This is a genomic window from Cytobacillus sp. ABV4_503, assembly GCF_056158445.1.
In genome coordinates this window covers 3649240-3674089 of record NZ_JBSWTH010000001.1, presented here as the reverse complement: position 1 = coordinate 3674089, position 24850 = coordinate 3649240, and the positions used below count along the sequence as shown (strand labels likewise).

Below are 24850 nucleotides of genomic sequence, written 5' to 3'. Positions count from 1 at the left end.
CCTGTAATCCTGACAGATTGGGGAGGAGAAAGCCTTGAAAGGGAATAGTAGAGAATCCCGTTTTGGGAAAAGGGAAAAAAGAAAAAAAACAAACGTCATTTTAAATAGCCTTATTGCACTTGTTATTATCTTGATTATCTTTGTTTCTGCAAAAATATTCTTTGGCGGAAATAATGACCAGGCATTGCCTGCAGATGAACAGACCGCGTCTGAAAATAACTCCAAACAGAATGAAAAGAGCGAGGATAATCAAAACAAAGAAGCAGAGGAAGATAAAGACAATGTAGATAAAGATTCCGAGGAAGATGAAAAAGAGGCAGAAGAGAATGAAGCCGATGAAAATGAAGAAGAAGAGGAATCTGATGAAGCAAAAGAACAAGTTGTAACAGAAGGCGGAAGTGCGCCTGATGTGGAAAAAACGATCGAAAATCCAGCATGGAAACCAGTCGGTACATCTCAATCCGGAGAACATACTGCTGTTTATGATCAAAATTCTGCTGATTGGCAGGAAATGCTCAATGCCATTACCTATGCTACTGGAGTTGATCAGGGCAATATGACTGTATGGTTTCTTGGCAATAATGGGCCAAACAGCTCTGTCGGGACAATTTCCACAAAGGATCAGAGCGAAAAGTACCGTGTCTATATAGACTGGGTTGACGGTGAAGGCTGGAAACCATCCAAAGTAGAAGTATTAAATGAAATCAATTAATAAGGACGCCTTGGCGTCCTTATTTTTTTACCTTATAGTGTACCATCGCCGAGTAATAAGTTCTTCCATTCTCATCAAGATGCATTTGATGGGAAACGTGATGTACAGATAAAAGGATTGCTTTATTATGCTCAATCTGTGCACTTATTTTCTTTTCAAGCTCTTTTACATCAGGAGCCTCATAGAACTCAACTTTATCTTCTATCATATCGAACTGAAAATTCATTGTGATTCCCTTCCTTTCAATACAGTTTTATAATATTTATTTTATGGGGTCCATTTTAGTCTGGCAACTTTCTAATCTGGAAGGGGTATATATGGATAGATTTTCGAATATGGCAAACATCCCGTCTAAGGTGGTAGAATAGATTTTGAATACTGCATATGGGCATTCTAATCCTGATGAATGCAATCAAAAGCTTAGAAAAATGAGAAAGAGGTTTTATAATGAAAATAGCTATTATTGGAGCAATGGAAGAGGAAGTAACGTTACTTAGAGATAAAATAGAAGATAAGAGCCAGGAAACGATCGCCGGGTGCGAGTATACAGCAGGGAAAATGAATGGCGCGGAAGTGGTGCTTCTCCGTTCAGGCATAGGCAAAGTAAACGCAGCCATGTCCTCTGCTATTCTTTTGGAGAGATATAAGCCGGATTATGTAATCAATACCGGTTCTGCTGGAGGCTTTAATCCTGAATTGAATGTGGGCGATACGGTAATCTCAACAGAGGTTAGGCATCATGATGTAGACGTTACCGCTTTTGGCTACGAATATGGCCAGGTGCCGCAATTGCCGCCTGCTTTTGAAGCAGACGGCAGTCTGGTGCAGATCGCTGAAGCGTGTGCAAAGGAAATCGGGGATATCCAGGTTGTCAGAGGGTTAATTGCAACAGGTGATTCCTTCATGAATGATCCCGCAAGAGTGGATTATATCCGTGATAAATTTACAGACCTGCAGGCAGTAGAAATGGAAGCAGCGGCGGTGGCACAGGTGGCCCATCAATTTAAGACTCCTTTCGTTGTCATTCGTGCACTCTCTGATATTGCTGGAAAAGAATCCGATGTTTCATTTGAGCAATTTTTGGAGAAGGCGGCACTTCATTCCGCTACGCTGGTAATGAAGATTGTGGATGCCCTAAGCAATAATAAAAGATAGCGACGTCATACTGGACGGCTTTCCATCATGGGGAGCCGTCTTTTCTTAATTTGGAGGTTTTCCCTCGCTTACATTATTTACATAACCTTCACTTCTGCCATATATGTTAAAGTAGGATTATAGTCTTAATAGATCTATTCCATAGAAGGTGATAATAAATGAAGAATGAAGCAAAGCATTTATTTGAAAAAATGGTGGATTTCAAGCGTTTTGCAATTTCTATGCTTGCTGTCGGATCATTTTTTTACATTGGTTTGATTATCCCTGACACTGCAAATACAGTTTCTGATTTATATATAATGGCTGGATCTTCTTCAGCTTTCCTGCTTGGCTCAATCCTTTTCTTCCTCTTTTCAAAACGATGCCGAAGTAAATTGAATGAAACGGATGAAGGCCAGGAATTCCTAATGAGAAAATAAATAAAATGAACGTCCGGATTTCCGGGCGTTTTTTTTAAATATAAAAAATATAATAAAAATGATCAAAAAAGGTTTACAAACTATATAATTGTGGATATAATTACCAATGTAAGTGAAAATATTCTAAAAAGGAGGTCGAATGAAATGATGTTAAAGGCAATTGTAGTAGAAGCACAGTTAAATAAATATTTTACAAATTCGACCTACATGGAATGGATCGCTTAGATTTGCTTAATTGACATTACATATCCATGCCGCAGGGAGAATTGTGCCCTGCGGTTTTTTATGCCTTATGGCCAGGCCGCTGGGAGTGTATCTCTTTGCGGCTTTTTTGTGCCTTCAGGCTGGATATGAACGAGGAGGTGGAATATCTAATGACATTAAATATATTCTTTTTGACAGTCACGATTAAAAAACGTCAATTATCAGCAGAAGATGTTGTTCGTGAACAAATGGCTAAAAAAATTATCGATCAAAACCGTGATCGTCAATTCTCTATTTACCGTCCATTTTAATTTCAGTGATAAAAATTAGGAAAGGTGGTTTGCTAAATGTTTTACATTTTACAAGGACGTCAGGCAATTTTCTGGGTGGAGAAAGATTCCACCTAACGAAGCTGTAACCGGTTAGGAGGGATGGTGCATGTCTTTGCATATTTTAATTTTAACTCTTAAATTCCGCAAAAAAAGGAACTGATCCACTTGATCCGGATTAACAGAATGTTCACATTCCTCTTCTTTTCTGAAGCAAAAACCATGTTACATTAAAGAAAATAAGGAATTTTATAGAGGTGTGAAGGATGTTCTGGATCGTAATGGGATTGGTTGTGTGCGCCACTATCGGCTGCATCATATCGGCTGAGGTGAGCGTAACAGAGTAATTTGCAATAAAACAAAAAGGACTGACTTTTGGGATTGAAAAGTCAGTCCTTTTTGTTTGGGAAAATCCAGAGAAATAAAACGATTCCAGAAACTGCAAGCAATATCAGCAAGGTCTTTAAAGAAAAACCTTCGAAAATAAATTTGGCAACGCTGTCAAGCAGAACAATAAAAAAAACGAGAGCTAAAATAATTCTCTGGGCATTCAAATTTCAAAACCTCTTTCTTCCAAAGCTATGTATTAGGGATACCAGCGATAATTATTTAGTACATGAATGATTATATCTTATTATCATGACAGAAAGCTTGTCTAATTGCAGAGAAAATGAAGAACGAAATATTTTCTGAAGAAAATATCTCTATTGGACAGACAAAAACAACTCCATCCATACATAGGAATTAGTTATAGACATTTTTGAACGCATTCTAAGCGGGGGTGGAACGATGTCCGGTATTTTAACTGCACTCGGGTTTTTGGTTAAGGAGATTGTGTTTCTTGTATCTTATGTAAAAAATAATGCATTTCCTCAACCGCTGTCTCCTGCAGATGAAAAGAAATACCTGCGATTGATGGCTGCAGGCGATGCGCATGCCCGTAATATGCTTATTGAACATAATCTAAGACTGGTCGCCCATATTGTTAAGAAATTCGAAAACACAGGCGAGGACTCTGAAGATCTGATATCAATAGGGACAATCGGACTGATAAAGGCAATCGAGAGCTATTCGGAAGGAAAAGGCACAAAGCTTGCCACGTATGCAGCCCGCTGTATTGAAAATGAGATACTTATGCACTTGCGTGCACTGAAGAAGACGAAAAAAGATGTATCCCTTCATGATCCCATCGGGCAGGACAAAGAAGGGAATGAAATATCCCTTATTGACGTTCTTAAGTCGGAATCTGAGGATGTTATTAATACGATTCAGTTAAATATGGAGCTTGAAAAAGTGAAGGAGTATGTTGATGTTTTAGATGACAGAGAAAAAGAAGTAATTGTGGGAAGGTTCGGGCTTGACCTGCAAAAAGAAAAAACACAAAGAGAAATTGCCAAGGAGCTTGGAATCTCAAGAAGTTACGTCTCCCGGATTGAAAAGAGGGCACTGATGAAAATGTTCCATGAGTTTTATCGGGCGGAAAAAGAAAAAAGGAAAAATAACAGCTAAAGGGACAGTTCTACTGTCCCTTTGGTTATTCTATTCTTCCATTTTTTAATAAAAGCTGCCAGTTCACACCGCTGTCTGCGGATTCATATAAATCCTTGAGATAGGTTGAAATAGCAAGCCTTCCCTTAGATTTATTATCGGCAGAAATGTATGTAATAGGGTTGTCATAGCTGAGAAAAGGAATTTTGATTTGTGAGTTTTCCATCGTTTTAAGATCGATTTTGCTCATCTGAACCTTTTCCTGATCTGCATACGCGTAGTACAGGCTATTTTCCGTGAAAGTGAGAGCTGTAGCCATGATTGGCTCAGATACTAATTTCACGGTTTCACCTTTATCCTGTGATAAGAAGATGCCGCTTCTTGTGGACATGGCCATTATTTCCGGATGAGTTGGATGTGCCGCAATCATACCAAGTGTGTCGGCCTCAAGCCCGTTTAAGCTGACTGGATCCCATGTTTTTCCTGTGTCCTGTGATCGGTAGACACCTGCTTCAAGCTCGTCGCTTTTTTCCTGATTGATCATATAGATAATATTTGTTTCATAGCCGGCAGCCAAAAAAGGAAAGGAACTTGTTCCGCTAAAAGCCAGTTTCTTGAAGGAAGCTCCTTTATCAGTGCTTTTCACAATACCAAGAGGGTTTTTTATGACAGAGTTCTTATCGGGATGGCCGCTGACAATAAATCCATCTTTGACTGCCTGAAAACCCATGTAGTCATGGTTAGCGGAAGTGGCCTCATGCCAAATGCCTTCTTTAAAAAACTTTAAGCCATCGCTGGATGATAGGTAGAGTCCAGTATCATTTCCCGGGTATCCGATTCCTTGGATATGGTCGATTTGCTGAGCTGATGCCTCAATAATAGAATAGTCAGCCTCTTCTGAAGTACTTGAAGGTTCCTCAGCAGTTTTTTTACTTTGCTCTCCTTCAGCAGTACAGCCAGCTGCGAGCAATAACAGGAGAACTGCCAAAATCGTTCTGCCTTGTTTCATTCATTTCACTCCAATTCATATCAGTTCAATGGTTATGATCATTATCGATGTCATTATATAGTATTTCAGCGTAAAATAAAAAACCCTTGCCTGTGGAAGGGTTCATATAAATTGCTCCGTGTTCCGTGTTAAGAGTGAAGAAAAAACTTATTCCGTTCCTCTTTTTTGAAATCGGAAAGGTGTTTAGTCACTTTGCCGTATCCCTTGCAGGCAGGGCAGGATTTCTTTATGAATTTACATGCTCTAATGCTGCCTGTGCCTTTGCATATCTTGCAGATTGAGATAATCTTCATTTAACACTCCTCCCATAAAATTCCTTCTAGTATATTCTATGAACTATTCTAATAGCGGTGCTAAGAAATTACCGATTTTTCACCGTTATTTTAGTGCAAAAGCCTAAACGCTGGTCCTTTAATTACATATCTTAGTAATAGAAGGCGAAGGGAGGTAAAGGATATGCCTTATGGTTATGGCGGTTATCCAGTTCCCCCTCCTTATCCATGCGGTTATTATGGAGGCGGAGGATTCTGGCTTGCCCTCGTCGTTGTATTGCTGATCCTGCTGCTTGTATTTGGAGGATTTGCATACTATGGCGGAGGCTATTTCAGGTAGATGTAACCAGCAGTTGGCTCATACCTCAAGGTGTGGGCTTCTTTTTATATAGAGTATTTTATAGAAATTTCGGAAAAATCACGGTATAATATTTCTGTAATCGAAATTTTTATGGGGGGATCATATGACTGTAACAGCCTATTCGTCAGTATGGGATTTGAATGTCTTTTTTAAGGGTGGAAGCGACTCAGCAGAATTTGATCAGCATTTACAGGAGACAAGAAAGCATATTGATTCATTTTTTAATCAAATACATAAATGGCAGCCTGTTAATTCAGCTGAAGATGCAGCTGAAATAAGTGAAATCATTGAGCTTTTCCAGCAGACAGCAAGAAAAGTGCGACAGGCTGGTGCTTTTGTAAGCTGTCTTCAGGCCCAGAATACCGGGGATAAGAAAGCGAAAGACCTTAGAGGGGCAACTACGGAACTTAGTGCAGCTTTTCAAAACGCTTTAACTGTATTTGATCAGAAGCTTGCAAGTATAGAACAAAGTTCTTGGGAGCAAATTATAAATAATAATTTATTAAATGAACTATCATTTGTATTAAACGAACGACGCGAAAATGCCTCAGAAAGACTTCCGCAAGAGGAAGAAACTGTCATAAATGCCCTTTCTGTTGATGGTTACCACGGATGGGGCCAGATGTATGACGTAATAGTAGGAAATTTAAAAATTCCTTACACTGAAGATGGCGAGATAAAGCAGCTTTCAGTTGGACAGGCTGCTAATAAGTTTTCAAGTCCTGACAGAACTTTGCGCAAGGAAGTTTTTGATAACTGGGAAAAATCATGGAACGGCCAGTCTGACTATTTATCTAAAACCTTAAATCATTTAGCCGGTTTTAGATTAAATGTTTATAAATTAAGAGGCTGGAATGACTTCCTCAAAGAACCTCTGGACATAAACAGGATGAAAAAAGAAACTCTGGATACAATGTGGGATGTAATCTCCAGAAATAAAGCACCTCTAGTTAAATATTTGGAGAGAAAAGCTGAGCTTCTAGGCTTAGAAAAATTAAGCTGGTATGACCTGGATGCCCCGCTCTCCAAGTCAGAAACAAAATTAACCTATCAGCAGGGTGCTGACTTTATCCTTGAGCAGTTTGCTCACTTTGGAGAAGAAATGACTGCCTTTTCTAAAAAAGCGTTTGAAGAAAAATGGATTGAAGCAGAAGATCGTCCAGGAAAGGCGCCTGGCGGATTCCATACCTACTTCCCTGAAAGCAGCCAATCAAGGATCTTTATGACATACTCAGGGACACCATCCAATGTTTCAACCCTGGCACATGAACTGGGGCATGGTTTTCATACATACGCAATGAGGGATCTTCATTTGCTTAATCGAAACTATGCCATGAATGTTGCTGAGACAGCTTCTACTTTTGCAGAAATGATTGTCTCTGATGCAGCAGTGAAAAATGCAGGATCAGAAGAAGAGAAACTGGCGCTTTTAGAAGATAAAGTGCAAAGGTCTGTTGCGCTGCTAATGAATATACATGCACGATTCCTGTTTGAAACACGATTCTATGAAGAAAGAAAACGGGGAAATGTAAGTGCGGACCGTCTGAATGAAATCATGACGGGTGCCCAAAAAGAAGCTTATGGCAGCGCCCTTGATGAGTATCATCCATCTTTCTGGGCTTCAAAGCTCCATTTCTTTATTACTGGCGTGCCGTTTTATAATTTCCCATATACTTTCGGATATTTGTTCTCGCTTGGAATCTATGCACAGGCTCTTAAAGAAGGAAAAGGGTATGAAGAAAAATATATAGCATTATTGAAGGATACAGCATCGATGACAGTCGAAGATTTGGCTATGAAGCATTTAAATGCCGATTTAACAAAACCTGAGTTCTGGGAAAGTGCCGTTCAATTATGCATGGACGATGTGGAAGAGTTCCTGGCATTAACAGCAAACTAATAAAAATAGAAGCCGCGCTCTTTTGAGCACGGCTCTTTTTACACTTTTTTCAGCCTGAAAGGGCTTATCATTAAAATGGAAAGTGTCAACATGATAAAGAGAAATAATGGCGAAGGCCAATATGGAACTGCGAGAAAGCATAAAGTGGCCAGACAGCCGGCAGCCGTTATCGGCAAGCCTGTAAAATAGCCATTATTTTCACAGATGTTAAAACGGGCCAGCCGCAAAGCTCCACATCCGATATATAGAGCAGTTAAGAAGGCTCCTGGTGCCCCAAAATCATAAAGGACGCCTATGTATAGGAGCAGTGCAGGAGCAACACCAAAAGAAATAATATCACTCATGGAATCCAGCTGTTTTCCTAAATCCGATTCAATATTCATTTTTCTTGCTGCCATCCCATCAAAACGGTCAGCAAGAGCTGCGATAAAGATCAGCAGCACACTCAATTTCAAATTATCATTAATAGAAAATAAAATAGCAAAGCACCCTAAGAACAGGTTAGACAGAGTTAAGATATTGGCTGTCTGTGCCTTTAGCTTCTTAATGGTTAAGTCAAGAACATCCTGTAAAAACATGTCAAACACTCCTTGCACCTGGGAATCACAGCTTGCAGACTATAAGAAGTTTTTTCTTATGGGCAATGTGTTAAAATTTACTGATAATTGGGAATTATATGGAAGGGAAAATAATATGTAAACCACAGTATTTCAAGAAAGCCAAAAATAAAAAAAGCGTCAAATCTGAGGAAGTCTATGGCAAACTTAGTTTTATATGTTATATAATAATATTTTATTCTATGCTTTTTATGCCTGTTCGTAAAGAACATATTTTTTAGGGGGCATGTCATTTGTTAAAACCTGTATATCGCCTGCTGATTGAATTGACAAATGGAAGATGGTCATCCGGGATGCTGCAGAAATTTGCTAAATCAAATTTGAGCAGGCGGGTCATTCCATCTTTTACAAGGATTTATAATATAAATGAGAGTGAAATGGAAAAAAAACTCCATGAATATCCAACACTTCATGAGTTTTTCATTAGAAGGCTAAAAGAAGGTGCAAGAGTAACAGATGTGAGCCCTGACTCGGCAGTAAGCCCGGTAGATGCGGTAATCGAAGATGTTGGGAGCATCCGTGAGGATCGTATGATTACAGTAAAAGGAAAAAACTATTCAATCTCTGAGATGCTGGGTGAAAATAAAGCAGGAAAATATGCGGGCGGCACTTATATGATCTTTTATTTAAGTCCGAGCCATTATCATAGGATACACAGCCCTGTCACTGGAAAGGTAGCAGATCAATGGATTCTTGGGCTGAAGTCTTTTCCGGTCAACAAATGGGGATTAAAATATGGAAGAGACACACTTTCCAAAAATTATCGGAGCATAACTGAAGTGAGGCATGGAGATGCAGCAATCGCGATTGTGAAGGTTGGTGCTATGTTTGTAAATTCCATTGAGCTTACTCATAAAGGGGATCAGCTTGAAAAAGGAAAGGAAATGGCCTATTTTACCTTCGGCTCTACTGTCATTCTCCTGTTTGAGCAAGGTAAATTCGAACTTGAAAAGTCAATCAGGACTCCTGCTCACATTAAAGTAGGGGAGCGGATTGGAACTCTAATGTGAATGTATGGTCCAGTTATTTCGGTTTATAAGGAATACGGAGAATAAAAAAAGCCCTATTTAGGGCTTGTCCATTTTTAAGAAGTTACTTTTATTCTGTTTGATAGTGAGCGACGGTGGATTTCTGTTTCGATTAAACGAATGAAGTCTTTGCTAAGCTGCAGTTCCTTTGCTTTATAATATGATTCGATTAGTAAATCATCTGACAGTTTACGCATTCCTGTCCCACCTCCAGGTACTTGATATTTAAGTTCTAAAAGAATTATTTTATACATATAATGTAAGATTTTATGTTGTACCCCTACTCTAGCAAAATTAAACGATTAGAACAACTGTTCTCTTATCCACAGGAAACCGTGGATAACCTGTGATTATTTTGTTTATAAAAAGGGAAAAAGTATAAAAATCATATTGGATTATGTGCATAAAGTTATCCACAGGGTGGAAGAGCAGTAGCTTTTTGTCGAAAAATTTTTATTTTAAGCATAAAATACGCCTATTCCATGGAAATTTACTGAGTTTTGAGTGTCTTACCCCATTTTGTGGAATCGTATAAAATAGAACAGCTGGATTGTATCCTCCAGTTTTTATTTTGAAAGAGCGGATGAAATTGGGTATGATGAAATCGGTGTTTTTTATCGTGGGAACACTTCTGAAGCTGGTTATTAATAAAGCCCGTGAGGTATTTGATAGCTGAGAATAAATATTGCTGGACCATATGAATAAATGATTGAGGTGTAAATATAGTGTTAAAGCATTTTTTGCCTGATCAGCATGTTAAAAGTATATTTGAAATTACTCCCCACAGTTTACAGGAAAAGGGAGTTAAAGGCATTATCACGGACCTGGATAATACATTAGTCGAATGGGACAGGCCAAATGCAACGCCGAAGCTGATTAGCTGGTTTGAAGAAATGAAGCAAAGCAACATCAAGGTTACCATTGTGTCAAATAATAATGAAAATCGGGTAAAGGCTTTTTCCGACCCCCTTAAAATTCCATTTATTTACCAGGCTAGAAAGCCAATGGGCAGGGCCTTCCGAAGAGCTCTATCAGAGATGGGGCTGAGAAAAGAAGAAACAGTTGTGATTGGTGATCAATTGCTGACTGACGTCCTGGGGGGAAACAGAAGCGGCTTCCATACTATTTTGGTCGTGCCTGTTGCTCAAACTGACGGATTTTTTACAAAATTTAACCGGCTGGTGGAAAGACGAATATTAAATTGGTTCAGAAAAAAGGGAATGATTCAGTGGGAGGATTAAAAAGTGAGTGAAGAGCAATTTGTTTGCATAGGCTGTGGAGTAAAAGTTCAAACAGAAAATCCTGAGGAGCTGGGCTATGCTCCTCAATCAGCTCTGCAGAAGGAAACGATTATTTGCCAGCGCTGTTTTAGGCTGAAACATTATAATGAAGTTCAGGATGTAAGCTTGACTGATGATGATTTTCTTAAGATCCTGAATGAAATTGGACAAAGTGATGCACTTATCGTGAAAATTGTGGACATCTTTGATTTTAACGGGAGCTGGCTTCCGGGGCTTCATCGTTTTGTAGGCAGCAATAAAATTCTGCTTGTCGGGAACAAAGTTGACCTTCTTCCAAAGTCGGTGAAAACAAACAAGCTGATTAACTGGATGAAGCAGGAATCCAAACAGCTGGGATTGAAACCGGAAGAAGTCTATCTGGCAAGTGCTGCGAAAGGGTATTCCATTAACGAGATAGCAGCAGCTATCGACCATTACCGGGAAGGAAAAGACGTGTATGTAGTAGGGTGTACGAATGTAGGTAAATCCACATTCATCAATCGTATATTAAAGGAAGTAACAGGTGAAGGCGATGTCATAACAACTTCCCACTTCCCTGGCACAACTCTTGATATTATCGAAATACCTTTATCTGACGGAAAAGCCTTAGTAGATACTCCAGGTATAATAAACCATCATCAAATGGCCCATTATGTAGATAAAAGGGATTTAAAGGTTATAACACCTAAAAAGGAGATAAAGCCTAAGGTTTACCAGCTGAATGAAGAGCAGACTCTATTCTTTGGCGGACTGGCAAGATTTGATTACATTGCCGGGGGACGACGTTCATTTGTTTGCCATTTCTCCAATGAACTAACTATTCACCGCACTAAAACAGAAAAGGCGGATGAGCTGTATCGGAATCATGCGGGAGAGATGCTCACACCTCCAAGGGAAGAACAGATGGAAACCTTCCCAGAGCTTGTGAAACATGAATTCACAATAAAAGAACCAAAAACAGATATAGTATTTTCAGGGCTTGGATGGATTACTGTAAATGAAGGCGGAGCCAAAGTAGCTGCTTATGTTCCTAAAGGTGTCCATGCTATGATAAGGAAGTCTTTAATTTAGGCTGCGAACCTGCAGCTGCTTACGCTTTTCAAAAGGGGTGAGGAATTTTGAAAAAGCTGTTTGGGGTGATTGGAGATCCGATTTCCCATTCAATGTCCCCAGCTATGCATAATGATTTATTTAACGCTTACAGTCTTGATGCTCATTATCATCCATTCCATATATCCAGGAAAAATCTTTCTGATGCTATTAAAGGGTTCAGGGCAATGGGTATTGCGGGCTTTAATGTTACAGTACCGCATAAGGAGGCTATTATCCCTCTAATAGATGAACTGGATCCCCTGGCAGAGGCTATTGGAGCAGTTAATACAGTGGTCAATCATGCTGGAAAGCTAATAGGCTTTAATACGGATGGGAGCGGGTATGTAAAGGGCCTTCTGAATCAAAAACAATCAATTAAAGACAAAAAAGTGCTCATAGTGGGGGCAGGCGGAGCTGCGAGAGCCATTTATTTTACAATTGCCAAAGAAGGTCCTGAGCTTCTGGATATTTGCAATCGGACTCCACTAAGGGCCGAACATATTATTAATGATTGCCCCTTTCAGGTTCCTGCGCGGGTGCTGAACAGAATGGACGCAGAGGAAAGCCTGGGGACATACGATCTTATTGTTCAGACTACATCGATAGGGATGCATCCTGAAATTGGCCAAAGCCCGCTTTCAGTACATAAGCTAAAGCCGGAAGCCTTTGTCAGTGATATCATATACAATCCGCTTGAAACAAGGCTTCTGGTGGAAGCTGCTGCAAAGGGTGCGGGAATTCAGAATGGTATTGACATGTTTGTATATCAGGGAGCACTTGCTTTTGAGATGTGGACTGGCATTGAACCTGAAATTGAAAGAATGAGACATAAAGTTTTAAATCAACTGGGAGGTTTATCATGCTAACAGGAAAGCAAAAACGTTTTTTACGATCAAAAGCCCATCATTTAAACCCGATTTTCCAAGTGGGAAAGGGCGGAGTAAATGAAAATATGATTAAGCAAGTAGGAGAAGCGCTGGAATCCCGTGAATTATTAAAGGTTTCAATCCTTCAAAACTGTGAAGAAGACAGGGATACGGTGGCGCAGAGCTGTCAAAAGGCGCAAAGGCTGATGTTGTACAAATCATCGGAAATATAATTGTTTTATATAAAGAATCGAAAGAAAACAAACAAATCGACTTGCCGTAAGTTTCTTAATTGTAAAACTGGATGTATGGAGGAGTGTAAATGGAAAAAGTAGGCATACTCGGAGGGACCTTTAATCCGCCTCATTTAGGCCATCTCATCATCGCGAATGAGGTCATGTCTTCCCATGGTTTGGATGAAGTCTGGTTTATGCCGAACCAGGAACCTCCCCATAAAAAAAGGTCTGATAATGTCAGCAGCAGCGATCGTACGGAAATGCTGAAACTGGCATTGCAGAGTCAACCCGGTTTTAAATTGGAATTGATTGAGCTGGAGCGCGAAGGTCCTTCATTTACCTACGATACAATCAGGATTTTGAAGGAAAACTATCCTCAAACGCAATTTTATTTTATTATTGGTGCTGACATGGTTGAGTATCTGCCCAAGTGGCATAACATTGACAAACTTCTTGAATTGATTACCTTTATAGGAGTGAGGCGGCCATCTTACAATTTGCAGACTCCGTATCCGATTCTTTATGCTGACGTGCCGGAAATGGGGATATCCTCCAGTATGATCAGAAGCCGTGTAAAGAAAGGCGGAACTATTCGCTATCTGGTACCGGATGCTATAAGGAGTTATATAAAGGAGAATCATTTATATGAATCGTGAACAGGCTCTTGCAATCGTAAAGGAACAGCTGACTGAACATCGCTACCTTCATACAGTAGGAGTGATGGAAACAGCCATCAGCCTCGCAGCGGAATATGGTGCTGATATAAAAAAAGCGGAACTGGCGGCCATTTTTCATGATTATGCTAAGTTCCGTCCTAAGGAAGAAATGAGGGAAATTATCATTAAGGAAGGAATGCCAAGTGAGCTTCTGGAGTACAATAGTGAACTTTGGCATGCTCCTGTCGGTGCTTTTCTGACTGAGAAAGAAGTGGGAATTAATGATAAAGAGGTCTTAGATGCTATACGATACCATACTTCCGGCAGGCCGGGAATGGCACTTCTTGAAAAGATCATTTATCTAGCGGATTATATTGAACCTGGAAGGCGTTTTCCGGGTGTTGATGAAGTTCGTGATTTAGCGCAGACGAATCTGGACAAGGCCTTAATCAAGGCTGTCCAAAATACCGTCATGTTTTTAATGAAAAAAGGGCAGCCGGTTTTTCCAGCGTCCTTCCAAACTTATAATGACCTTGTAATGAATAAGGAGGATTGATTAAATGAATGAAAATACATTGCTGGTGACGGCAGTTAAAGCAGCGGATGATAAACGGGCTGAAGATATAACGGTACTTAATATGAAAGGCATTTCCCTGATTTCAGATTACTTTGTAATTTGCCACGGCAACTCTGATAAACAAGTGCAGGCCATAGCTCGTGAAATGAAAGAAAAATCTGAAGAACATGGGTTTACTGTAAAAAGAATGGAAGGTTTTGATGAAGCAAGGTGGATTTTAGTTGATATGGGTGATATAGTTGCTCATATTTTCCATAAGGATGAAAGAAGCTACTATAATCTGGAAAGACTTTGGGGCGATGCGCCGGTCGAGAACGTTCAAGGCATGCTTAACCAATGAGCTACGGAAAGTTCGCTTATCTTTATGACAGGCTGATGGAAGATGTCCCTTATGACAGCTGGATTAAATTGGTCAATGAAAAGCATGCGGAATTTAATGTACCCGGAAAAAAACTGCTGGACCTTGCCTGCGGCACCGGGCAGCTTTCCATAAGGCTAAGTAAACAGGGGTATGAGGTTACTGGTGTGGACTTATCAGAGGATATGCTGGCTGTAGCACAGACAAAGGCAGAACAGAACGGTGTTCAAATCCCCTTTTACCTGCAGAACATGGCAGAGCTTGAAGGGTTCAATGAATTTGATATTATTGGCATCTTTTGTGATTCTTTGAATTATCTGGAGACAGAACCAGAAGTAAAAGACACCTTCAAGCGGGTCCACAGTCATTTGAGAAGTGATGGTCTTTTTATTTTTGATGTCCACTCCATTTATAAAATCATGCAGATATTCATGAACCAGACATTTGCTGAAAATGATGAGGAAATTTCATATATCTGGCACAGCTATCAGGGTGAATATCCTAATTCTGTGGAGCATGATCTTTCATTTTTTGTCCTGGAAGAAGAAACTGGAAAGTATGACCGCTATGACGAGCTTCACTTCCAGCGCACTTATCCTATTGATCAATATGAAAGCTGGCTTAGGGAATGCGGATTTGAACTGCTTGAGATTTCAGCAGATTTTGAAGAGGGCCCTCCAGGCAGTCAGGCTGAACGAATCATTTTTATTGCAAAGAAAAGGAACTAATATATAAAACAGCCGGATTGACTGAAGCAATCCGGCTGTTTTTTTAGAAATAAGAAGGATTATTTCCATTAGCATCGAATAGCTAATGGAGAGAGTACTGTTTTTTTACCTCAACAAGGTCTTCGTCATACTTGGAATGTGTTGCCTGGAATAAGTGCTCAAATATTGTACCAAGCTCGCTTTCAAGAATTTTTATTCCCTCTCCTGTAATTCCTCCTTTTACACATACCTTCTCCTGTAATGTCGGCAATGTATAAAAACCCTTTTTCAGTAAATCCCCAAGTCCGATCAGCATCTCTCCTGCAAGCTTTGTAGCTGTCTCTTTATCAATCTCCGTTTCTGCAACTGCCGCATTGATGAACCGCTGCGTCAAATAGCTGAAAAAGGCAGGTCCGCAGCTGACAATATCCGACGAAACCCGGGTTATGTTTTCCTCGATAAAGACAGGCGTGGAGATGCTTTCAAAAAGCTTATTAAGTATCCCTTTCCATTGCTCGCTGCACTGTTCACCAAATGATAATAGCGAAACCCCTGATAAGGCCCGATTTGTTATGCTTGGAATCGCCCTGGCTGCTGAACAAGGCAGTATAGATTCAAGCTGTTTTACACTAATAGGGCTGGTGATTGAAACTACACATTTATCTTTTGACAGGAACGGCAAAATATCCTGAACGACATTATACACATCATGAGGCTTTACACAAATAAAGATAAGCGAAGATCGATGTGCAGCCTCTTCTGCATTCTTTACAACAGTAATATCCTGATGAGTTTCCTTTATTTCCATCGCTTTTGCCGCTGTCCGATTGGTAATCGTCATGGAGGATGGGGAAACGGTTCCTCCATCGAGGAAAGCCTCGGTCAGTATCCTCCCCATGTTACCTGTGCCAATAATTCCGATTTTCATTGCATCATCCCTCCTTTAAAAGCAAGCTCTCTCATATAACGATATGTATCAAAAAAACATTTATTCCAAAAAGAAAGGATCGATCCTTAATGCCTGAATGGATAAAAACACATAAAACTTACTTAGCAGGAGCCGCCATTGCACTGGCTGCATTCGTCTATTATTTCTTCATGCCTGTTCAAGAGAATAAAGTATTTCATGAGATTGAACAGCCAGTTCCATTAAATGAAATTGAAGGTGGTGATAAAGAATTAGAAATAGTAGGTGATGGACCGGCTGGACAGAAGCCACAGCCAATGAAGGCAGATATTAAAGGTGCTGTACAAAAGCCGGGAGTGTACGAAGCGGCTGAAGGTGACAGGGTGATCGACCTGCTGGAAAAAGCAGGCGGACTGACGGATAAAGCAGATGGAGCTAAAATCAATTTTGCCCTCAATATTACGGATGAAATGGTCATATATGTTCCGGAAAAGGGAGAAGTTCTCGAGGAGGCCGCAGCGGGTGGAAATTTCGAGGAGAGGGGACAGCAAGATAACGGAAAGATAAATTTAAACCAAGCTGATGAATCGGAATTGCAGACATTGCCTGGAATCGGGCCGTCCAAGGCCGCAGCCATAATTGAATACCGCGAGACAAACGGATCCTTTAAGGATATTGCGGACTTGAAATTAATATCAGGGATAGGAGAGAAAACCTATGAAAAACTCAAAGAACAAATTAGTGTAAAATAATTTCATTCCATTGACCTTAACGAGCATGAGGCTTACACTTATTGAGAGAAAAAGCTATGTTTTTGAACTCTGGGCACATACGCCTGCGGAAAAGACGGAAGGGGAGAGACTGCAAAAATGGATCGGATTTCCTGGAACCAATATTTTATGGCACAAAGTCATTTGCTTGCTTTGAGGAGCACTTGTACAAGGCTTGCTGTTGGGGCAACTATTGTAAGGGATAAGAGGATCATTGCCGGCGGCTATAATGGATCGATTGCCGGCGGTGAACATTGTATTGATGAAGGCTGCTATGTTATTGATAACCATTGTGTCAGAACCATTCATGCGGAAATGAATGCAATTTTACAGTGTGCAAAATTCGGGGTGCCTACAAGTGATGCAGAATTATATGTAACCCATTTTCCATGCCTCCAATGCTGCAAAGCGATTATACAGGCAGGCATTAAAACAGTATATTACGCACAGGACTATAAAAATCACCCTTATGGAATTGAACTCTTTGAGAAGGCTGGAGTGAAAACTGTGCAGGTAATAGCAGAAAAAGTGTCCTTTGATGACAGCAAACAAGAAAAACGTGATTTTATAGAAGAATTAATAAATGAGCTAGAAAAAAGCGGAAAAGATCGTGACTTGGTAAAAAGCTATAAAGAAACAAAGGACAAGCTTTTTCAGAATTAACCCATTGAGGAGTAACACCTGAAATGATAAGGCCTTACTCCTCTCCACAAAACTAAAGGAGCAGATGTTATGAAAGGCGGATGGATCTATGCAGCTGCTGCCTCACTGCTGGGAAATTTGACATTTTTTTTTCATCCGGCTATTGCTATTGTTTTTTTTCTTCTGACTTTTTTCCTCCTAAAAAGAAATATTTTATCGTTCAAAAACGCAGCCATCCTGTTAATGATTTTCCTTGCCTTCATCATGCGAAGTGAATTTGCATCCGAACACAACAGGACAAGCCTTGAAGGAAATGAGCGTGATTTCGAAATAACAATGAAAGAATCTGCAAGGATAGATGGAGACCTTCTTTCAGTCTTAATTGAATTAGCCGATAAAAAAGAAAAGCTGGCAGCAAGGTATAAAATTAAATCGGAAACAGAAAAAAAGTTCCTTGCAGACCATCTGGGAACAGGGATGACATGCCGGGTAAAAGGCACCTTAAAGACTCCTTCAACCTCCACCAATCCTAATTCCTTCAGCTATCAGGAATATCTAAACCACAACAGCATCTTTTGGATCCTCGAATTGGAACAGTTAAACCTCTCTGATTGCAGTTACCGTAAAAACAGCCCCACATTAACCATTTTAAAAATAAGAGAGACGGGAATTCATTATATCCTGGACCATTTCCCTGAACAGACAGCTCCACTTGCTATTGCTCTTGTTTTCGGCAATCGTGATTTTATTGAGCAGAATACCATTGCTTCTTATCAGAAAATTGGAATTATCCATTTGCTTGCGATATCCGGCCTTCATGTAGGAATGCTTGCCGGGATGTTCTTTCTTGCTGGTATACGTGCCGGAATCACCAGAGAAAAAATGACCAGCATCTTATTATTGGTTTTGCCTTTATATGCAATCCTGACAGGAGCAGCACCATCTGTTCTGCGGGCTGTGTTTATGATGCTTCTTGTTTTGCTGGCAAAGAAGCTGAAATTCCCTGTTCAATTAGCTGATGTTATCTCTATTGTGTTTATTGGCTACCTTTTTATCTCTCCTTATATCATCTATAATGCCGGGTTTCAGCTTTCGTTTACTGTCGCCTTATCGCTTATTCTCTCAGCACCCATCATCCTCAGAAGATTTTCTGAATCATACGCTGCTATCCTGACAGTTTCTTTTGTTTGCCAGATGGCTGCCATTCCGATCCTTCTGTGGCATTTTTATGAGGTATCGATTATTTCCATAATTGCCAATCTTATTTTTGTGCCTTTATATTCTTCCATAATCCTTCCGGTGGTGTTGATTCTTTTCATTCTTGATTTATTATCAGGGGGGAAAGCTGATTTCTTGCTCAATGTATTTGAAAACCTCATCAGTTTTCTAAATTGGATTGCTGAAGTGCTTTCGGCCATTCCTAACTCGACCCTTGTCCTTGGCAGGCCATCCCTGATTATGCTGATTGTATATCTGCTGCTGATACCCGCATTCTTTGCCGGCTGGGAGAGGTCAAAAAATAAAAAGGTTCTAATCAAAAGCGGTGTGCTCCCAATCCTTGCAATATTAATTCATTACTTATCGAATGTATTTACTCCTGCCGGTGAAATTACATTTATTGATGTTGGGCAGGGTGACAGTATTCTGATAAAGCTTCCATATGGAAGAGGGAATTATTTGATAGATGCAGGAGGGACGCTTACGTTTGACACTGAGGATTGGAGGATGAGAAGCGATCCTTATGAAACTGGAAAGGACACGGTAGTGCCTTTTCTGAAAAGCAAAGGGATAAGTAAAATAGATAAGTTTTTTTTGACTCACGGGGATATGGATCACATTGGAGGAGCATCAGCTGTGATTAGGGAAATGAGGGTAAAGTCTGTTGTTTTTTCACAGGGAGCGGAACTCTCAGAGGAGGAGAAGGATTTGATTGTTCAGGCTAAATTAAAAAAATGCAATATTGTATTCACTAAATCTGGAGAAAACTGGTCAAAAGGGGATTCCGCATTTCAAGTTTTGTCTCCATTTGGAGATCAGACGGAGGACGTGTATACAGGGAAAAATGATAGCTCGATTGTCCTTTTTGCCAAAGTGGGTGGCCTCAACTGGCTGTTTACCGGAGATTTGGAGGAAACGGGGGAAAGTCAGCTTATAAGATCTTATTCCAATTTAAAAATTGATGTTTTAAAAATTGCACATCATGGAAGCAAAACCTCCACAACAGATTCATTTCTGGCTGCTGTTAAGCCGAGGATTGCCGTTATTTCTGCAGGCAGAAACAACAGGTATGGGCATCCACATAATGATGTAATGGACAGGCTTAAAGACTTTAATGTGCATGTTCTGAGAACCGATGAGCAAGGGGCGGTTACCTACTTTTTTAAAGGGAATTCAGGAACCTTTTCCGTTCAGCTTCCATAGTATATGTTAGAAATGCTTCAGCTTCCTTACTATACTCTCAATGCCTATCACTTACAGCTACAAAAAAAGAGACTGCTGAGGCAGCCTCGGTGTGTCAGAAGTATTGAGACACTATTACTTACTGTATGTAGCCATTAAGCTCCTAAAAATTTAATGACTGTTGCAATAACAAATAACGTTGCGAAGAAACCGAATGATACGATGAATCCTACTCCAGAGTCGATGGCATCATTACGTTTGCTTTGGACGTTCTTTTCAAATTCGTTCACAGTCTACCCCTCCTATTTCCTATATAGTATAAGTCATTCAAATAAAAAAATCTAGAGTTCCCCTGCCCTTTTCCTGCAATAGCAGGAGTTGTCACAAATATGCCGGCACATCAAGGGGAAAATAATAGAACAAAGGTGCACCGCAGCTTCCTGAGTATCCCGGGCCTCAGGCGGCAGCGTTCTATATAGATTGGAAATTGGCGTTCTTACGGGCGCCAATTTCTTATGTCTTGTCAAATTGCCGCTGCTTCTTTAGGATATAAAGTGAAACTTCAATCAGTGGGGGGTTATCCCCCACTGATTGTTAGCTGAACCAATCGGGCCTTTACGGTCAGTTTCCCCCCACTTATCCCTCTTTGCTTACTATGAGTCTTGAAGAGGGGGGCTTACTGCCCGTTAGACTGCGATAAAGTGAATACAATGTAAGGCGAACGGAGAGAAATAAATTGGTTTTTGATATTTGGAAGCAGATAAAAGCGAAAAGTTTTGCTCCTATTTATTTATTATATGGAACAGAACCCTATCTTATAAACGAAACGAAGCAGCTTCTAATCAACAATGTGCTAAGCGAAGATGAAGCTGATTTTAATTTATCCTCTTATGACCTTGAGGAAACCCCAATCGATACAGCACTTGAAGATGCGGAGACATTTCCGTTTATGGGGGAAAGAAGACTGATCTTTTTACATAACCCAGTATTTTTAACATCTGAAAAATCGAAAGCTAAGCAGGAGCATAACCTGTCTAAGCTGGAAGCCTATATTAAAGCGCCTGCCCCGTATTCAGTGGTGGTATTCTCCTCAACTGCAGAAAAGCTGGATGACCGGAAAAAAATAACTAAACAATTGAAAAAAACGGCTGCAGTCCTTGAAGCAAAGAAACTAAATGAAGGTGAATTGAAAGCCTGGATCAGGGAACGGGCAGCACTTAACGGCGTGCAGATTGATGAATCGGCAGTTGAGCTAATATTGACATTGGCAGGCACCAACCTATTTATCTTGACAAACGAAATCGATAAATTAGCTTTATATGCGAATGACACGAAGCGAATCGATGAACAAATGGCAGAGAAAATGGTATCAAGGTCATTGGAGCAAAACATTTTTTCCCTTGTAGACAAGGTTGTTCACCGCAAAATAGAAGAAGCCCTGAGAATTTATTATGATTTATTAAAGCAAAATGAAGAACCAATTAAGATTTTATCTGTTATTACTGGGCAGTTCAGATTAATTTATCAGGTGAAGGAGCTTGCAAGGAGAGGCTACGGCCAGCAGCAGATTGCCGGCTATTTGAAAATTCATCCTTTCCGGGTGAAACTGGCGGCTGGACATGCGCAGCTTTTTGCAGACGAAGAACTTGCAGCGATCATAAGCTTGCTTGCTGATGCAGATTACCAAATGAAAACTGGAGGCATGAATAAAACCATGCTGATTGAAATGTTCCTGTTTCGTCTGCAAAGTCAGGCTCTTAGAAAAAATCCTTAAGAGATAGGTTTTTTCCGCCTCTGACACCTTGAGGGCTGTGACAAAATTATGAAATCTGATTACATAAAAAAGCGGTCCAATTGGACCGCTTTTTTATGTAAAATAAAAGGCTATCCCTTAAGATAGCCGATATCTTCAAACATTAAGCGTTTAAAGAGTTCATTTTTTTCATTAAACGAGACTTTTTACGGGCAGCAGCATTTTTGTGGATAAGACCTTTTGCAGCTGCTTTGTCTAGTTTACGAGCAGCATCAGCGAAAGATGCAGTTGCAGCAGCAGAATCGTTGTTTACGACCGCAGCATCAACTTTCTTAACAGCTGTACGCATTGCTGATTTAACTGTAGCGTTATGAGCGTTGCGAGCTTCGCTAGTTTTAACACGCTTAATAGCAGATTTAATGTTTGGCATTCCATTCACCTCCTGAAAAAGCATCGAGATTCTATAACTCGACATTCACATTCATTAACAATAATTAAGAACAAGTGATATTTTATCAAACACGGGGGCATAATGCAATACTCTGTAATCAAAATTACTGACACCCATTATTAGGGAAGTTAATTCTTATTCTGCATGTTTTTGGACTTAAAAGGCAATGATAGAATATATCCGAATTTTAGTATATTGTGTGGTATTTTCCAATAACCTAAAAAGCTGAGAATGTGAGGGATAAGTTATGAAGGAATCAATAGATTTAAGCCAGTACTCAGTCCGAACGGACCTTGCCATTGAAGCCAGGGAAATGGTTATTTCTGACAGGCAGAAAGACAATATTCATCAGCAGGAGAATCTTTCCCAAATAAAAGGCGTAATAATTAAAGAAAAAGAAGAAAATGATATAAAAATTTCTTTTGTTGAAGTAACAAAAGAAGGTGCAGAGGCATTGGGGAAAAAAGAGGGAAAATATCTGACCCTTGAAGTGACGGGCATACGCCAGCAGGATACGGAGCTGCAGCACAAAGTGGAGTCTGTATTTGCAAGTGAATTCTCCCAATTTATAAAACAGCTGGGAATCAATGAAGATGCATCCTGTTTAATTGTCGGCCTGGGAAATTGGAATGTGACTCCCGATGCACTTGGTCCGCAAGTTTGCGAAAATTTGCTTATCACAAGACATCTCTATCAGCTGCAGCCTGAAAGCGTTGAAGAAGGCTATCGGCCAGTAAGTGCTATTTCTCCGGGAGTAATGGGCCTGACAGGGATAGAAACAAGTGACATTATTTATGGCATTGTTGAAAAAACAAAGCCCGATTTTGTCATTGCAATCGATGCACTTGCTTCCCGATCAATTGAAAGAGTCAATTCTACTATTCAAATTTCGGATACAGGGATTCACCCTGGTTCTGGTGTCGGGAATAAACGAAAAGAAATCAGCAAAGAGACTTTAGGGATACCTGTCATAGCGATTGGCATCCCAACGGTTGTCGATGCCGTATCCATCACAAGCGATACAATTGATTACATCCTGAAGCATTTCGGGAAGGAAATGAAAGAAGGCGGCCGTCCATCACGTGCTCTTGCTCCTGCAGGAATGACTTTTGGAGAGAAAAGAAAGCTTACAGATGATGATCTGCCGGAGGAACATCATAGAAAAACCTTTCTTGGCATGATTGGAACCTTGCCTGAAGAGGAGAAGCGGAAGCTTATTTATGAAGTTCTGTCTCCTTTGGGCCACAACCTTATGGTGACTCCAAAGGAAGTGGATGTATTTATTGAAGATATGTCCAATTTACTTGCTAACGGTTTGAACGCAGCACTTCATCAAAAAGTGAATCAGGATAATGCCGGTTTTTATACCAGATAGGAAATAACTGTTCTATCTTCTCTAGCAAAGTCATAACATTTACTAGACTAGCAAGGAGAGGTGGAGCAATGAAACCTTTTAAATCGAACGGACTTGTAGTAACCATTCAAGGGACAAGCTTACTGAAAGCCATAGGCGGATTTTTGCTTTTTCTATTTATGATATTTTCAATAAGCGGAGCATTAACTTCATTAAAGCCGGAATACAGAATCAGCTCCTCTTCAGTTAATTCTGCTGCGAACAGCCTTACAGGAGAAATGCTTTACCATTTTCTCGGATGGGAAAACCACGCATTTCTCCAGGGGGTTTCTGAAAACAGTTCTCCCCCGGGATTTGCCAATTTGGTTTTTAAGCTATCCACAAATGTCAATTTGGATGATCCCAGAAGCCTTCTGGGAAGGGAGCTTCCATTTTTCTCTATTTATGACAGTAAAATCCTTGTTGCTGGTGAAGGAACGGATTATACAAACATGCCTGTGGAATCTTCTCCTCCTATCGAAGTGCTGATGGCAGAACAGGAGGCAGCCCTGCAAAACACCGAAGGACTTGAGCCGGATGGTGATACGAAACAGTCCAAAACACCGCCGATGTCTACGGGTGATAAAAAACCAGTCTATGTTTATTTTTCTCATAATACGGAATCCTATCTTCCTTATCTGAAGGGTGTAACCAATCCTGATGCAGCCTTTCATTCCAAAATTAACGTTACTAAGATTGGTGATAAGCTTAAGGAAGAGATGGAAAGCAAAGGAATAGGGACCTTTGTTGACAAAACGGATATCCAGGGGAATTTAAGCAAAAAAGGATTAACGTATGGACGTTCCTATCAGGAATCCAGAGAAGTTGTCCAGGCTGCAATTACGTCAAACCGGGATTTGTCTTACTTAATCGATATTCACCGTGATTCAAAAAGAAAAAAAGACACAACGAAAGAAATAAACGGAGAGTCTTATGCCAAACTAGCTTTCATTATTGGTGGAAATAACCCGAATTACGAAGAGAACTTAAAATTTGCGAAAGAGCTGCATGATAGGTTGAACGTTAAGTACAAAGGGTTAAGCAGGGGAATCATGAAAAAAGAAGGCGCTGGGACAAATGGAAACTTCAATCAGGATTTATCGGGAAATGCTATCCTCATTGAATTTGGCGGAGTTGATAATACGTTTGAAGAATTAAACCGTTCGGCTGAAGCACTCGCAGAAGTGTTCAGTGAATATTATTGGCAGGCCGAGGAAGTGAATTCACCAGCTGACGGTGAATCAGAAAAGAAATAGTATTAGGATGAT

The 24850-nt window shown here is 40.2% G+C and carries 28 protein-coding genes and 1 pseudogene; 22 read left to right on the top strand and 7 right to left on the bottom strand.

Translation table 11 applies throughout. The features are described from left to right. The first annotated feature begins 34 nt into the window (after positions 1-34). Positions 35-712, top strand: coding sequence for a YrrS family protein (locus ACXAD1_RS18550; RefSeq protein ID WP_206838859.1), 678 nt, complete (start codon positions 35-37; stop codon positions 710-712). Positions 713-731: 19 nt separating this feature from the next. Here the strand turns inward: ACXAD1_RS18550 and ACXAD1_RS18545 are convergent, their stop codons facing one another. Next, positions 732-938, bottom strand: a complete 207-nt coding sequence (locus ACXAD1_RS18545; protein ID WP_474910732.1) for a YrzA family protein — start codon at positions 936-938, stop codon at positions 732-734. A gap of 221 nt (positions 939-1159) precedes the next feature. Here ACXAD1_RS18545 and mtnN point away from each other — a divergent pair, with 221 nt between their 5' ends. From mtnN to sigK, 4 genes are all read left to right on the top strand, one after another. Further along, complete coding sequence (gene mtnN, locus ACXAD1_RS18540; RefSeq protein ID WP_474910731.1) at positions 1160-1867, top strand: 5'-methylthioadenosine/S-adenosylhomocysteine nucleosidase; 708 nt, start codon at positions 1160-1162, stop codon at positions 1865-1867. Between the two features lie 158 nt (positions 1868-2025). Further along, a complete protein-coding gene (locus tag ACXAD1_RS18535) occupies positions 2026-2286 on the top strand; it encodes a YrhC family protein (protein ID WP_474910730.1) in 261 nt (86 codons plus the stop codon). Between the two features lie 320 nt (positions 2287-2606). Beyond that, positions 2607-2801 (top strand): YrzI family small protein, encoded by a 195-nt coding sequence (locus ACXAD1_RS18530; RefSeq protein WP_244671131.1) that lies wholly within the window; start codon positions 2607-2609, stop codon positions 2799-2801. Between the two features lie 807 nt (positions 2802-3608). After that, on the top strand, positions 3609-4328 hold the full coding sequence (gene sigK / locus ACXAD1_RS18525) for an RNA polymerase sporulation sigma factor SigK (protein ID WP_206838850.1): 720 nt from the start codon (positions 3609-3611) through the stop codon (positions 4326-4328). Between the two features lie 25 nt (positions 4329-4353). Here sigK and ACXAD1_RS18520 read toward each other — a convergent pair whose 3' ends face one another. Continuing rightward, a complete protein-coding gene (locus ACXAD1_RS18520) occupies positions 4354-5316 on the bottom strand; it encodes a F510_1955 family glycosylhydrolase (protein WP_474910729.1) in 963 nt (320 codons plus the stop codon). A gap of 456 nt (positions 5317-5772) precedes the next feature. On the opposite strand from ACXAD1_RS18520, the gene ACXAD1_RS18515 reads away from it, so the two are divergent. Beyond that, entirely contained in the window at positions 5773-5928 is a 156-nt protein-coding gene (locus ACXAD1_RS18515; RefSeq protein ID WP_009333045.1) for a hypothetical protein, read from the top strand. 124 nt (positions 5929-6052) lie between these two features. Then, positions 6053-7849 (top strand): M3 family oligoendopeptidase, encoded by a 1797-nt coding sequence (locus tag ACXAD1_RS18510; protein WP_206838846.1) that lies wholly within the window; start codon positions 6053-6055, stop codon positions 7847-7849. A 38-nt stretch (positions 7850-7887) separates the two neighbouring features. On the opposite strand, the gene pssA is transcribed toward ACXAD1_RS18510, so the two are convergent. Beyond that, entirely contained in the window at positions 7888-8427 is a 540-nt protein-coding gene (gene pssA / locus ACXAD1_RS18505) for a CDP-diacylglycerol--serine O-phosphatidyltransferase (RefSeq protein WP_206838844.1), read from the bottom strand. A gap of 272 nt (positions 8428-8699) precedes the next feature. Here pssA and ACXAD1_RS18500 point away from each other — a divergent pair, with 272 nt between their 5' ends. Continuing rightward, on the top strand, positions 8700-9476 hold the full coding sequence (locus tag ACXAD1_RS18500; protein ID WP_474910728.1) for a phosphatidylserine decarboxylase: 777 nt from the start codon (positions 8700-8702) through the stop codon (positions 9474-9476). Positions 9477-9550: 74 nt separating this feature from the next. On the opposite strand, the gene ACXAD1_RS18495 is transcribed toward ACXAD1_RS18500, so the two are convergent. Continuing rightward, a complete protein-coding gene (locus ACXAD1_RS18495; RefSeq protein ID WP_009333041.1) occupies positions 9551-9691 on the bottom strand; it encodes a sporulation histidine kinase inhibitor Sda in 141 nt (46 codons plus the stop codon). Positions 9692-10219: 528 nt separating this feature from the next. Between ACXAD1_RS18495 and ACXAD1_RS18490 the strand changes: the two genes are divergently transcribed. The 8 genes and pseudogenes from ACXAD1_RS18490 to ACXAD1_RS18455 all read left to right on the top strand — a co-directional run bounded on the left by ACXAD1_RS18490 (position 10220) and on the right by ACXAD1_RS18455 (position 15287). Next, positions 10220-10735 (top strand): YqeG family HAD IIIA-type phosphatase, encoded by a 516-nt coding sequence (locus tag ACXAD1_RS18490; protein ID WP_474910727.1) that lies wholly within the window; start codon positions 10220-10222, stop codon positions 10733-10735. Between the two features lie 3 nt (positions 10736-10738). Next, on the top strand, positions 10739-11845 hold the full coding sequence (gene yqeH / locus ACXAD1_RS18485) for a ribosome biogenesis GTPase YqeH (protein WP_474910726.1): 1107 nt from the start codon (positions 10739-10741) through the stop codon (positions 11843-11845). A gap of 47 nt (positions 11846-11892) precedes the next feature. After that, complete coding sequence (gene aroE, locus ACXAD1_RS18480; protein ID WP_474910725.1) at positions 11893-12732, top strand: shikimate dehydrogenase; 840 nt, start codon at positions 11893-11895, stop codon at positions 12730-12732. Then, positions 12726-13015, top strand: a pseudogene (yhbY, locus tag ACXAD1_RS18475) (ribosome assembly RNA-binding protein YhbY). The gene aroE and the pseudogene yhbY overlap by 7 nt, the downstream one beginning before the upstream one ends. 39 nt (positions 13016-13054) lie before the next feature. Next, on the top strand, positions 13055-13624 hold the full coding sequence (locus ACXAD1_RS18470) for a nicotinate-nucleotide adenylyltransferase (protein ID WP_474910724.1): 570 nt from the start codon (positions 13055-13057) through the stop codon (positions 13622-13624). Then, entirely contained in the window at positions 13614-14180 is a 567-nt protein-coding gene (gene yqeK / locus ACXAD1_RS18465) for a bis(5'-nucleosyl)-tetraphosphatase (symmetrical) YqeK (RefSeq protein WP_474910723.1), read from the top strand. Before ACXAD1_RS18470 ends, yqeK begins: the two co-directional genes overlap by 11 nt. Before the next feature lie 4 nt (positions 14181-14184). Further along, on the top strand, positions 14185-14541 hold the full coding sequence (gene rsfS / locus ACXAD1_RS18460) for a ribosome silencing factor (RefSeq protein WP_474910722.1): 357 nt from the start codon (positions 14185-14187) through the stop codon (positions 14539-14541). Continuing rightward, complete coding sequence (locus ACXAD1_RS18455) at positions 14538-15287, top strand: class I SAM-dependent DNA methyltransferase (RefSeq protein ID WP_474910721.1); 750 nt, start codon at positions 14538-14540, stop codon at positions 15285-15287. The genes rsfS and ACXAD1_RS18455 overlap by 4 nt, the downstream gene beginning before the upstream one ends. Before the next feature lie 82 nt (positions 15288-15369). On the opposite strand, the gene comER is transcribed toward ACXAD1_RS18455, so the two are convergent. Continuing rightward, positions 15370-16194, bottom strand: coding sequence for a late competence protein ComER (comER, locus tag ACXAD1_RS18450; RefSeq protein ID WP_370224085.1), 825 nt, complete (start codon positions 16192-16194; stop codon positions 15370-15372). An 89-nt stretch (positions 16195-16283) separates the two neighbouring features. Here comER and ACXAD1_RS18445 point away from each other — a divergent pair, with 89 nt between their 5' ends. The 3 genes from ACXAD1_RS18445 to ACXAD1_RS18435 all read left to right on the top strand — a co-directional run bounded on the left by ACXAD1_RS18445 (position 16284) and on the right by ACXAD1_RS18435 (position 20006). Continuing rightward, positions 16284-16925 carry a helix-hairpin-helix domain-containing protein gene (locus tag ACXAD1_RS18445; RefSeq protein ID WP_474910720.1) on the top strand — a complete coding sequence of 214 codons (642 nt, stop codon included), beginning with the start codon at positions 16284-16286 and terminating at the stop codon, positions 16923-16925. Positions 16926-17042: 117 nt separating this feature from the next. After that, complete coding sequence (locus tag ACXAD1_RS18440; protein ID WP_370224088.1) at positions 17043-17606, top strand: ComE operon protein 2; 564 nt, start codon at positions 17043-17045, stop codon at positions 17604-17606. Positions 17607-17675: 69 nt separating this feature from the next. After that, positions 17676-20006, top strand: a complete 2331-nt coding sequence (locus tag ACXAD1_RS18435; protein ID WP_474910719.1) for a DNA internalization-related competence protein ComEC/Rec2 — start codon at positions 17676-17678, stop codon at positions 20004-20006. Positions 20007-20140: 134 nt separating this feature from the next. Here the strand turns inward: ACXAD1_RS18435 and ACXAD1_RS18430 are convergent, their stop codons facing one another. After that, positions 20141-20275, bottom strand: coding sequence for a YqzM family protein (locus ACXAD1_RS18430; protein ID WP_019382872.1), 135 nt, complete (start codon positions 20273-20275; stop codon positions 20141-20143). Positions 20276-20721: 446 nt separating this feature from the next. Here ACXAD1_RS18430 and holA point away from each other — a divergent pair, with 446 nt between their 5' ends. Beyond that, positions 20722-21759, top strand: coding sequence for a DNA polymerase III subunit delta (gene holA / locus ACXAD1_RS18425; RefSeq protein ID WP_474910718.1), 1038 nt, complete (start codon positions 20722-20724; stop codon positions 21757-21759). A 142-nt stretch (positions 21760-21901) separates the two neighbouring features. On the opposite strand, the gene rpsT is transcribed toward holA, so the two are convergent. Continuing rightward, positions 21902-22168 carry a 30S ribosomal protein S20 gene (gene rpsT / locus ACXAD1_RS18420; RefSeq protein WP_474910717.1) on the bottom strand — a complete coding sequence of 89 codons (267 nt, stop codon included), beginning with the start codon at positions 22166-22168 and terminating at the stop codon, positions 21902-21904. Between the two features lie 268 nt (positions 22169-22436). On the opposite strand from rpsT, the gene gpr reads away from it, so the two are divergent. Beyond that, complete coding sequence (gpr, locus tag ACXAD1_RS18415; protein WP_206838822.1) at positions 22437-23564, top strand: GPR endopeptidase; 1128 nt, start codon at positions 22437-22439, stop codon at positions 23562-23564. 68 nt (positions 23565-23632) lie between these two features. Next, complete coding sequence (spoIIP, locus tag ACXAD1_RS18410; RefSeq protein WP_370224093.1) at positions 23633-24838, top strand: stage II sporulation protein P; 1206 nt, start codon at positions 23633-23635, stop codon at positions 24836-24838. The last annotated feature ends 12 nt before the right edge of the window (positions 24839-24850 follow it).